General features: G+C 69.6%; 10 protein-coding genes. 1 reads left to right on the forward strand and 9 read right to left on the reverse strand.

The window, feature by feature from the left end:
* Nucleotides 1–114: 114 nt before the first annotated feature.
* The 9 genes from VFG42_RS02280 to VFG42_RS02320 form a co-directional block, all read right to left on the reverse strand.
* Complete coding sequence (locus VFG42_RS02280) at nt 115–1212, reverse strand: DUF2600 family protein (protein ID WP_324904823.1); 1098 nt, start codon at nt 1210–1212, stop codon at nt 115–117.
* Nucleotides 1213–1222: 10 nt separating this feature from the next.
* The gene (locus VFG42_RS02285; RefSeq protein WP_324904825.1) at nt 1223–3796 is read right to left on the reverse strand and encodes an FtsX-like permease family protein; all 2574 of its coding nucleotides are present in this window, start codon (nt 3794–3796) and stop codon (nt 1223–1225) included.
* Nucleotides 3793–4449, reverse strand: a complete 657-nt coding sequence (locus VFG42_RS02290) for an ABC transporter ATP-binding protein (RefSeq protein ID WP_324904827.1) — start codon at nt 4447–4449, stop codon at nt 3793–3795. The genes VFG42_RS02285 and VFG42_RS02290 overlap by 4 nt, the downstream gene beginning before the upstream one ends.
* A 278-nt stretch (nt 4450–4727) precedes the next feature.
* The gene (locus tag VFG42_RS02295; RefSeq protein WP_324904829.1) at nt 4728–5219 is read right to left on the reverse strand and encodes a hypothetical protein; all 492 of its coding nucleotides are present in this window, start codon (nt 5217–5219) and stop codon (nt 4728–4730) included.
* Nucleotides 5216–5698 (reverse strand): hypothetical protein, encoded by a 483-nt coding sequence (locus VFG42_RS02300; RefSeq protein ID WP_324904831.1) that lies wholly within the window; start codon nt 5696–5698, stop codon nt 5216–5218. Before VFG42_RS02300 ends, VFG42_RS02295 begins: the two co-directional genes overlap by 4 nt.
* A gap of 319 nt (nt 5699–6017) precedes the next feature.
* Nucleotides 6018–6761: an ATP-binding cassette domain-containing protein gene (locus VFG42_RS02305; RefSeq protein WP_324904833.1), complete on the reverse strand. Its 744-nt coding sequence runs from the start codon at nt 6759–6761 to the stop codon at nt 6018–6020.
* Entirely contained in the window at nt 6758–7327 is a 570-nt protein-coding gene (locus VFG42_RS02310; protein ID WP_324904834.1) for a PadR family transcriptional regulator, read from the reverse strand. The genes VFG42_RS02305 and VFG42_RS02310 overlap by 4 nt, the downstream gene beginning before the upstream one ends.
* Before the next feature lie 99 nt (nt 7328–7426).
* A complete protein-coding gene (locus VFG42_RS02315; protein ID WP_324904836.1) occupies nt 7427–8239 on the reverse strand; it encodes a hypothetical protein in 813 nt (270 codons plus the stop codon).
* Nucleotides 8202–8597, reverse strand: coding sequence for an autotransporter (locus tag VFG42_RS02320; protein ID WP_324904838.1), 396 nt, complete (start codon nt 8595–8597; stop codon nt 8202–8204). The genes VFG42_RS02315 and VFG42_RS02320 overlap by 38 nt, the downstream gene beginning before the upstream one ends.
* Before the next feature lie 675 nt (nt 8598–9272).
* Between VFG42_RS02320 and VFG42_RS27470 the strand changes: the two genes are divergently transcribed.
* Nucleotides 9273–9623 (forward strand): zinc ribbon domain-containing protein (locus VFG42_RS27470; RefSeq protein ID WP_414642307.1); only part of this gene is annotated, 351 nt, incomplete at its 3' end.

A 9623-nucleotide genomic window follows, 5' to 3' on the forward strand; every position in this document is an offset into this window, starting at 1 on the left:
GTCGCGGTTGGCATGGGCGATCCAGGCTGGGACTGGCGCGCGCGTTCGCCCCCGCAGCAAGGAGGTTGGGCTGGGCGGGCAGTTTCGCGGGCAACAGCCACGAGCTGGCGGCGACTATGCGTCACCTTCTCGGTAGACCAGGCGCCAGCCGGCGAGCAACGGCATGAGCGCGCGGGTCAGGGTGCCGCTGCGTGCGGTCAACGCTCGCGTCGAGGACCTCAGCTGGCTCCCTCGCGCGCTGTCGCTCGTGAGGTACATGGCGATCATCGAGGCGACGAGCACGAGATGCCGTTGACCCCGCGGCAGGCTGGAAACCTCCCGGAGGGCCCGTTCGATCAAGAACGTCATGCGCTCCAGGCTGGACTCCCGACTGTCGTAGTAGTCCATGTAGTTATGGGTATCCGTCGCGGTGTCGGCGTGCTGGTCGATGTAGTTGTCGAGCAGCGAGGCAATCGTGCCGACCCAGATGTAGGCGTCGGCGGCGCGGGCGTGTTCGTCCGGCGTGGTCCGCTTGTCGGCCGCCAAGGCCAAGGCGACGTGAACGGACATCATCGAAGGGGCTCCCGCCGCCGCTTCCCACCAGAACATGTCGGGATGCGCAAGGCGTGCGGTCGCGAAGCGTTCAAGTTGTTCAAGTCGGTCGACAGAGCGCGCGTCGTGGTCGATGTCCATCACCTCGGCACGTGCGGCGTGGTCGATCAGGATCGGCCGGATGTCGTCGTAGTGCGGAAGACTTGCGGCGACTGACCGGCAGGTGAACGCGAGCGAGTCGAGGTAGCCGTCGTCGGGCGGGGGCGAGCCGACGAAGTACCCGCGCCAGGGACGGTGGATGTCAAGGACCGCACCGAGCGTGCGGATGCTCGCGGCGGCCTCCACAGCGCCGTGCCCGGCCCGCTCGCCTGCATGGTCGTGGAAGTTGGCGAGGATCTGGAAGGCGACCAGCAGTCGGATGAGTTCGAGATTTCGGGTACGCGGCAGGGTCCAGAACAGTGCGGCGCCGTCGAGCAGCGGCCTCTTGTCATCCAGGGCGTCGAGGGCGTGGCGTCGCAGCATCGGGTCAGGGATCGCTGCGGCGCGTCCGCGCCATGCGCGGACGGTCGAGCGCACTTCGCGCAGGCCCCAGAGCAGCTCGCGCGTGGCCGCGGCGGTCAGCGTGCTCAGCTGGGTGGGCGTTAGCGGTGCGGGGTCCGAGTTGCGAGCCCTCGCCGACACGCGCGCGAGCTTAGCTGCGCCATGACGGCCGCACGCGGGCGATCAGCCACCCTGGCAGCGCAACGGCCAGGAGTGACGCGGCGACGACGATCCCGACGGTCATCGCGGCGACGTCTAGGCGCAGTCCGTCGGCGGCGGGGAAGCCGGTCACCGCTTGGACACCATCGCTGCCGAGTACCTGGCCGAGCAGACCGAACATGCCGCCGGCGAGGGCACCGGTGCCGAACAAGACGCCGGTCTCGATGAGCAGCATCCGCCACATCACCGTGGCGCGGACGCCGTGTGCCTTCATGTGGGAGATCATCGGCCGGTGCTGCCAGAGCAGGCCGACCATGGCGGCGGCCATCGCCAGCACGGCCGCGATCAACGTCACGGTGGTGATCTGCCGCAGTCGTGCCAAACCCGCCCTGGTGATCCCACGCTGGCGGTCGCCGCGCTCCCGTCCTGTCTCGACGCGCAGCGCCGACGCCCTGCCGCCGAGGGCGGCTTCGACCTGCTCGCGTCCGATGGACGGTGGTGTGCCGGGCCGAAGGCGGACCTGGTAGGCAGCGATGGCGTCGCTGCCCCATGCGCGTTCGAAGTCGTTGGCGTTGATGACCAATGCGCCGGCCGCCCATCCCAAGTTGGTTGTGATGGCGGCGAGGCGAAGTCGGACGGGATGCGGTGCGGGCAGGTCGAAGGTCTGGCCCACGCGCAGGTGGAGCTTGTCGGCGAGTGCGCGGGAAACGGTCGCCCAGCCGCGCTTACCGCGCAGGTCGGCGGTCGCCTGGCGCTCGCTGCCGTCGAGCACCTGGTGCGGGGGGATCGGGAGCGTGACGGCTTCGGGCTGTCCGATGACCCATGTCCGCTGCTCGGCGAGGTCGAGAAGCCCGGCGCGGTAGAGATCGACGCCGGCGACGGCGGGCTCGTCGGTGAGCGCCCGGGCGGCGGTCGGCGCGAACCGGGCGGTGCCGATCGAGCTTCCCGCGCCGCGCGGCGCGGCCCAGACGTCGGTGGTCTCGGTGAGCCCGGTCGTCAGGTCGTCGAGCCCGGCCTGGAGGTTGACGCGCGCGCCCTGCAGAGCGGTCGCGCCGAACACGGCGACGGCGCCTGTTGTGGCGATCGCCAGCGCCCGTGGTCGCCAACTGCGGGTCTTGAGCTGCTGAAGCGCCAGCTCGGTGGTGTTCCACGACCACGGTCCCCGCCGGTTCCACCATTCGAGCGTCGCGATCGCCGACGCCAGGATCGTTGGGAGGCACAGCACAAGCGCAACGCCCAGCAGCGCGAGGCCGATCATCACCGCGGCAGGTGCGAAGACGGCGATGACCGTCGCCGCCGCCAGGCAGACGATCCCGGTGGTCATGAGCGGACCGCCAGGGCGTGCCGCGAACCGGCGCGGTCGGCGCTGACGCCGCATCCAGTGCGGCAGTGCCGCCACGACGACGTCGCCCAACGGGGCGAGCACCCCGACGACCGCGGCAGCCATGCCGCCTGCCGCCGCGCCGGCGACGCTCTGCCAGGTGACAATGCGTTGCTCGCCGACCGGGAAGGCGCCGGACAAGAAGCTGACGTCTGAGGAAAACCCGGCGCGGGAGAGCGCCTCGCCCGCCGCGAGCCCGACGATGACGCCGAGAGCGCCGACGATCGCCGCGTCGATCAACATGGTGTACAAACGAGCCCGTGGAGGGACGCCTAGCTCGCGCTGCTGGACGATGGTCTTGCGGCGGTCGGCCGTGGTCACCAGCAACGCGCATGCGGCGAACAGGAAACCGACGAGCGCGCTCAAGACGCTGAAGACCAGCGTCGCCTGGTCGGTGGGCTTGGCCGCGTTTGCGAACGCGCGGCTGTCGAAGTCCGACGGCTTCACGTCGACGTGAAGCCGCGCGGCGATCGGGCGGAGCCGGCGGCGCACCTCGTCGACCTTCCCCGGCTCGGCCTCGACCAAGATCCGTGTCACCGTGGAGCCGCTGCGGGTGAGGCGCTGGAGATAGCGCAGCGGGGCCAGCGCGATGGACGTCTCGGTCAGCGGGCCGAGCTGGTCCTTGCCGGCCACGACCGCCGGCACGGCGAGCCTGCGGCCCGCCATCTCGACGCGAATGTCGTCTCCGAACTTCACGCCGATGTGCTTGGCGATCGGCGCGGTGATGACCGTCGCCTCCTGCGCCGCGGCGTCGGTGCTGCTGAGCCCCTTCAACAGGTTGCCGCGCAGGCGCACGATCCGCGGGTCCGACCCGAAGAACGTCACGGCGCGGTCGCCCTTGGGACCGACGACGTTGCCGGGCACCTCGAGCACCGGCGCCGCCCGACGTACGCCATCGATCGCCACGATCTGGTCGTAGGCCACCTCGGGCATCCCAACGCCGCCGCGAGAGAGCAGCTCGATCTGGCTGTTTCCTACGATCCCCTCGTTCAGGCTCCGAACCGGCGCGGAGAGCGACTTCGATGCCACGCTGGCGGCGTAGAGGAGCGCGACCCCCGCGGCGATCCCGAGCACCGCCATCGCCTCGGCAGGCCATCGGCGCCTGAGCCGCAGCAGGTACAGCAGCAGCAGGCTGCCGACCCGCGGGCGCTTTGGCGTGACCGGCTCCAGCGTGGCCAGGCTCACCCGGCGGGTCTCCTCGATTGCACCAACTGGCTGAGAGTGCCGTCGCGCAAGGTGTAGGCCAAGTCCGCGTAGTCTTTTGCACGCTCGTCATGGGTGACCAAGATGGTGGCCATCTCGCGTGTGTGCGTGACCGTGCGGAGAAGGCCCAGCACTTGACGGGTGCGCTCGCTGTCGAGGTTGCCGGTCGGCTCGTCGGCGAGCAGCACGCGAGGGTTCAGGGACAGGGCGCGCGCGACCATGACCCGTTGCCGTTCGCCGAGCGAAAGCGTCTCGGCCGTCTGCCCTTTGCGCACCGAGAGGTCGACCACGGCAAGCGCCTGCGCCGCCCGCCGGCGCGCGTCCCGGACCTTCATGCCGGCGCAGATGAGCTTGAAGGCCGCGTTGTCCAGCGGCGAGGCGCCGTCGACCAGATCGGAGTCCTGTCCGATCCAGCCCAGGACGTTCATGCGGTAGTCGGCCGCCCGCCTCTCGTCCAGGGAGGTGACGTCGGTCCCGTCGACGATGATCGTGCCGGCGTCCGGTCGCTCGATCGCGGCCAGCAACCGCAACAACGTGCTCTTGCCCGAACCTGACGGTCCGTAGAGCGCGACCATTGCGCCGGGTGTCACGGTCAGCGAAACGCCATCGACGGCGCGGACGACCTCGTCGCCCACGAGGTAGTGCTTCCGGACGTCCCGTAGCTCGATCACGGGCGAGGCACCGCGGTCCGAGTGCTCGGCCGGACGGGCATGCGCGGCCGGACCATGGCCCGCAGTCACGGCAAGACCGGTTGATCAGCAAGAGCGCGCGGCATTTTGGAGACGTGAGCATATCTGACGTCTCTTGTGCGGCAAGGCGGTCACGGCCTTCAGGCACTGGCTGTACCGATACCGCCAACGACGTGCATCACAGCACGCCGGGCTCCGTGGTCGCCAACCAGATCCCGGCGCGCCTAGTTGCGCGGCTGGCCGTCTTCGTCTGTCTCGGCGTGCTCGGCGCGTGCCACGGACTCAGCCACGATCTCCTGGACCTCGGGCCGCAGACGATCCAGGACGCCGACGAGCCGTTCACGGGCAAGCTCGTCCAGGACGCCAGGACGCGGGTAGCCACCATCCGTTGCGGGAACGGTCAACGCCCCGCACAGCCCGAGCAGCTGGGTGACCGGGTCGATGATCCGCAGACCCTCATCATCACCAGGAACAAGCGCGTAGAAATGCTCGACGGCGCCGCGCACACGAACCTCGTCGGCGAGCTCTATGACGCCGGCCGAGACCAGCGTGCGCACGTGGTAGGCGGCCGAACCCAGGGTCCCGCCGGTGATGCGGGCGATCTGGATCGGGCTGATCGGCTTGCCGTAGCTGCGCATCAGATCCAGGATCTGATCCCGCGCCGGATGGGGTCGCAGGCGCTCGCGCCGTTGCTTCTTCTCTTTCCTGGAGGTCATTGGTGTCGGTCTTTCTCTTCGACATCGGGGACGGGGGCGCCCTCTCGCGCAGCTCGCGCTGCGCGGGCCGCCTCGAAGACGGTCTTCAGGGCTGCTGCGGCGGCCTGATCGCCGGCGTCCCTGCGGTCGGCCAAGGCGTTCATCGCGTCGGCGAGATCGAGCCCCAGACTCATCTCAGTGAACAGCGAATCGGATGCCGCGCGCATCCCTTCGAGCGCGAGATACCGCTTCTGGGGGTCGGTCACCGGGCCTGAAGCTCGTAACGACGCGAAGCTCGCACGGATCGGCACGCTGTGCCCACCTTCGGGGTCTTGGTCGTCGCCGGCGAACGGATCACCGAACATCGCCACGACCAACACGCGGACGTCCAACTGCTCGGTCGCCGCATACAGCACGTCCAGCATCTCCTCGACGGCACCGTCGAGCGCTGTGCGGTCCCGCTCGTCCCGCAGTCCGCGACGGCGAGCGAGGTCCGACACCTCGCGGACCCGACGATCGCACCGGTCCCCCATCAGGCAACGATCCCTGCCCGCATCGGCGTCGCTCGCCTCGTCGGCCGGGGGGGCGACCTACGCGCGCATCCCGGACGAAGCCCGTGGGCCGGCGAGCGACGCCCATGGGCGTCGAGGCCAACGGAAGGGAATTTGCGGGCCTCGAAGTCCTTGGCCGTCGTCGCGATGCGCTCCGCCATGCCTGCTGACCGTAGGCGGAGCCATGGGACGGGACTAGTGCCACGGGCACTAGTGTCGCGGGCACTACCGTCGAGTGCTCAGAAATCGTGTTCGTCGAGGCGGGTACTCAACGTCGGGCCGAACGCCGGGTTGCGAGCGCGCGACGACGCGGCGGCGCGACCGGCTGCTCGGGCGGCTTGAGGGGCGGACCATCAAGCGTGCCGTCCTCCAGCTCCCAGAGCCGTGCGACGCCGCGGAGGTCCGTCATCTCGGCGGCGGTGATCAGCACGGACATCCCATCGCCGGCGAAGCCGCGGAGCAGGTCCATCATGCTGGCTCGGTCACCCACCCCGAACCCGGCGACGGCGTCATCGACCACCAGCAGGCGTGGCGTCTTGGCGATCGCGTGGGCGATCGACGCGAGGGCTCTGGTGCTGTCGGATAGGTGCGCCCACCGCTCGTCGGCGAACTCGCCGATCCCTACGCGGTCGAGTGCCACATGAGCGCGACGTCGAATGGTCCGCCAGGGGAGTCCCAGGTTGACCATCGAGGCCGTGATCCAATCCACGGGCGTCCAGTCGTCGTAGGGCGGCCCGTGCCTGGTCGCCGCGAACCCGACGTGCGCCGCCACCCTGCCTTCGTCCTGATGCCCGCGCGACTCGCCATTGTCGAAGAGGACCTGACCGTGACTCGGCGGCTGCATGCCCGCGATGGCCGCGGCCAGCGTCGTCTTGCCCGCGCCGCGCCGGCCCCACACGCCGCCCAGATCGCCAGGGAACAGCTCCATCGAGACGTCGCGCAGCACGTCGACTCTCAATGGGCCTCGGTGGAAGACCACGCTCACGGCGCTGAGGTGGACGACCGGCTTCATGGTACGGCCGAGGTGGCGTCGAATCGGAGGTAGGCGTACTCCAACTCGCGACGGACGTTCCGGAGAAATCCCGCTCGAGCGGCGTTCTCGTTCCATTCCGTGGCTTGGAGAAGGGCCGCTGAGACCTCGCCCCACGACGCGCCGGCGTCGACCAGCGAGGCTGGCTCGGTCAGTTGGAGGTCTTGGGCCGACGTGACGAAGCTGCGCTCCGCAGCCCGTACCAACTCGATCAGTACCGGCAGGTCGCTGTGCCTCGCGCTCCCCAGACGCCGGAAGAGATCGGCAAAGGAGCTCGCAGGGCTTCGCAGCCAGTTCTCGTAACGCTCCTCACCCATCGGCGTCGCGACGTAGCGGCGCCGCTGCACCGAGGTGACGTCGGTGGTCGCGACGGGGGCGATCAGCTCTCCGTCACGAAGGGCTTCAAGCGCCTTGTAGACGGCTCGGACCGATGGAGCCACGCCTTCCGGCGCCGACCACCGGCTGATCTCGTCAACGATCGAGTAGCCGTACGAATGCGGCCGCCGTCGAACCATTCCCAGAACTGTCAGCCGTGTCGCTTCCGACATCACGTCGCCTTTAGAGACACAAGCATATATCTGTGCGTTGCATCCCACAACGCGCGACACCCGCCTTCCGCGGGAGCCGCGCTCGCCTCAGGCGGGGGCCTACCGCTCGTGCGGGCACGCCGCCCGCGCGTCCTGCACCAACCGGAGGCCGCCGGCGAAGCGCACGATGGCGCGGAACCCAAGTCCGTGGCGCGAGCAGGTTCGAGGCACGGGGATGGCTCTTGGCCGGTAGGTCTCCCGGCGCCCATGCCGCACGCGAGTGTAGCGAAGGGAGGCCCGGCCAACCACGAGCCTGAAGCTCGAGAGCGCCACCGGGGCGCCGAAGGGCGGCTTCGGGATCGGGGTGACCTTGATCGCCATCCCCAACCCGAAGCCGCGAGGCGGCACGTACAGATAGCCCTGGTAGCTGAACTGCGTGCGCATCGGGCGAAAGGTGTCGGCGATGACCAGCAGCCCGGGCTTGTCGCCCACCGACTCGCCCGCGTACAACGCGATCCGGGCCGCACCGGAGTACATATCTTCGGGATCGAACCGCAACTGAGCCGTGGCCGAGCCGGTGCCCATCAGAGAGTTCGCCGGGCACGGCCGGTGATACAGCGTGTGCATGACGTCGAGCACCTCGGACAGCGGCCGAACGCACGTCGCGACCCCCAAGCCCGTGGTGCTCAGGTCCATGCCCGACGGGGTCAGCACCCGGAACTCGGTGACCGGCGGCAGCTCGCTGGAAACCCGGAGGCGGAAGGTCAACGAGGTCGTCGCGCCGGGCCGAGCGTCTCCGCCCAGCTCGACCCGAAACCGAACCGGTGCCGCGACCGCCGTCGAGGTGGCGATCAGCAGGACGCCCGTTGCGACGGCGGCGACACGGGCGACCAGCTCAGTAGCGATACGTGCCCGTCGCGTCGATCGTCGCATGCCATGTGTCACGGTTCACGACGCCGGTGAACCGCCCGACCCCGGTCGCCTTGGCGTAGCGCCCGGTCCCGCCGGCGATCGTCGCCTTGCCCGTGAACTTGGTCCGGAGCCCGAGCGAGCGCGCGCGACCATCGACGGTCATCCGCACCGCGCCCGCCGCCGTGGTGATCGTCACGGTGCCCTTGAGCACAACTGAATGCGTCAGCGTGATCCGGGACCGCACCGTTCCGGCCACCGTCCCCGTGGCTCGGCCCTTGTGCTCGAACTTCGTCATGCCGGACTTCTTGACCAGGACGAGGTCGACGTGCTCCTTGACCGGCCTGTCCCGCCCGGTCGCCGTCGCCGAGCTGGTCGCCACGAACAGCGAACAGAGGCAGAGCGCTCCAAGACCCCGGACGAACACGCAGCAGAACCTACCAGTGTGCCTCTCTTGCTGACGCAAGTACCCCTTGGCGGTCCCGGTCCTCGGCGGACTGTGAGCGCTCGCGCGGCCGAGGCCTCCGCGCGGGCTGGCGCCGGAACCCGTCGAGACCGACGTCGCCCAGCGGTCGCCGACGGCTACCCGGTGTTCCGGCCAGCGCGGCAGCGGCCGAGGACGCCGGGCCAGCGGCCTACCCCCGCGAGTTTGAGCGGGGGCAAGCCGCCGGGCGTCAACGATCCTTCGGCCGCGACGTCGTGGCAGATAGCTTGCTGATCGGGAGCGTCGTCAGCCAGCTGAGGCCTTAGTGGTCTCCGGCCTTGACCAACGCGCACGAGCCGGCTTCTTGGCCCGAGATCTCGTTTGGACACCAGACAGGGCGCTGTGGCTTCACATTCGCCCATCGAGGGCAACGCGTACAACTCGAACGCGGTGGGTTGGGCCAGCACAGACCAACCACAGGGCGCCTCGGCTGTCGATCGTCGTTGCCGTGTCGTGCACAGCGCCCGTGCCCCAGCGGTGCAACTGAGGTTCATGGTGGCGATACCCCCCTGCGCCGGCGCCAGCGGCTCAAAGGCGGCTGCCACGAACAACCCCGCAACCACGACCCCAAGGATGGCGGACCACCCGCGGCAACCTGTTCTGCGCGGACACCGTGCGCGACATCATGGGGAACCTGACGTACTGCGGCTACGTGACTACGCAGCGGGGCACGAGCCGGGACATCCGCGGCAAGCACGCGGCGATCGTCCCCGAGCCGAGTTTCGCCGCCAGCGGTCGACGACACGGCACCCCGGCCAGTCGATCTCGACGTACCTGCTGCGGAACATCGCGCGGTGCGACCGGTGCGACGGGCGGATGCACGGCCAGAAGTCCGGCAAGAAGGGACTGCCGCGGTACTACTGCACCACCCGCAAGAAGGCGAAGGACGCGTGCGGCCAGCCGCTCGCGCCGGCCAGCGAGATC

The organism is Baekduia sp. (assembly GCF_035685985.1).
Classification (GTDB): domain Bacteria; phylum Actinomycetota; class Thermoleophilia; order Solirubrobacterales; family Solirubrobacteraceae; genus Baekduia.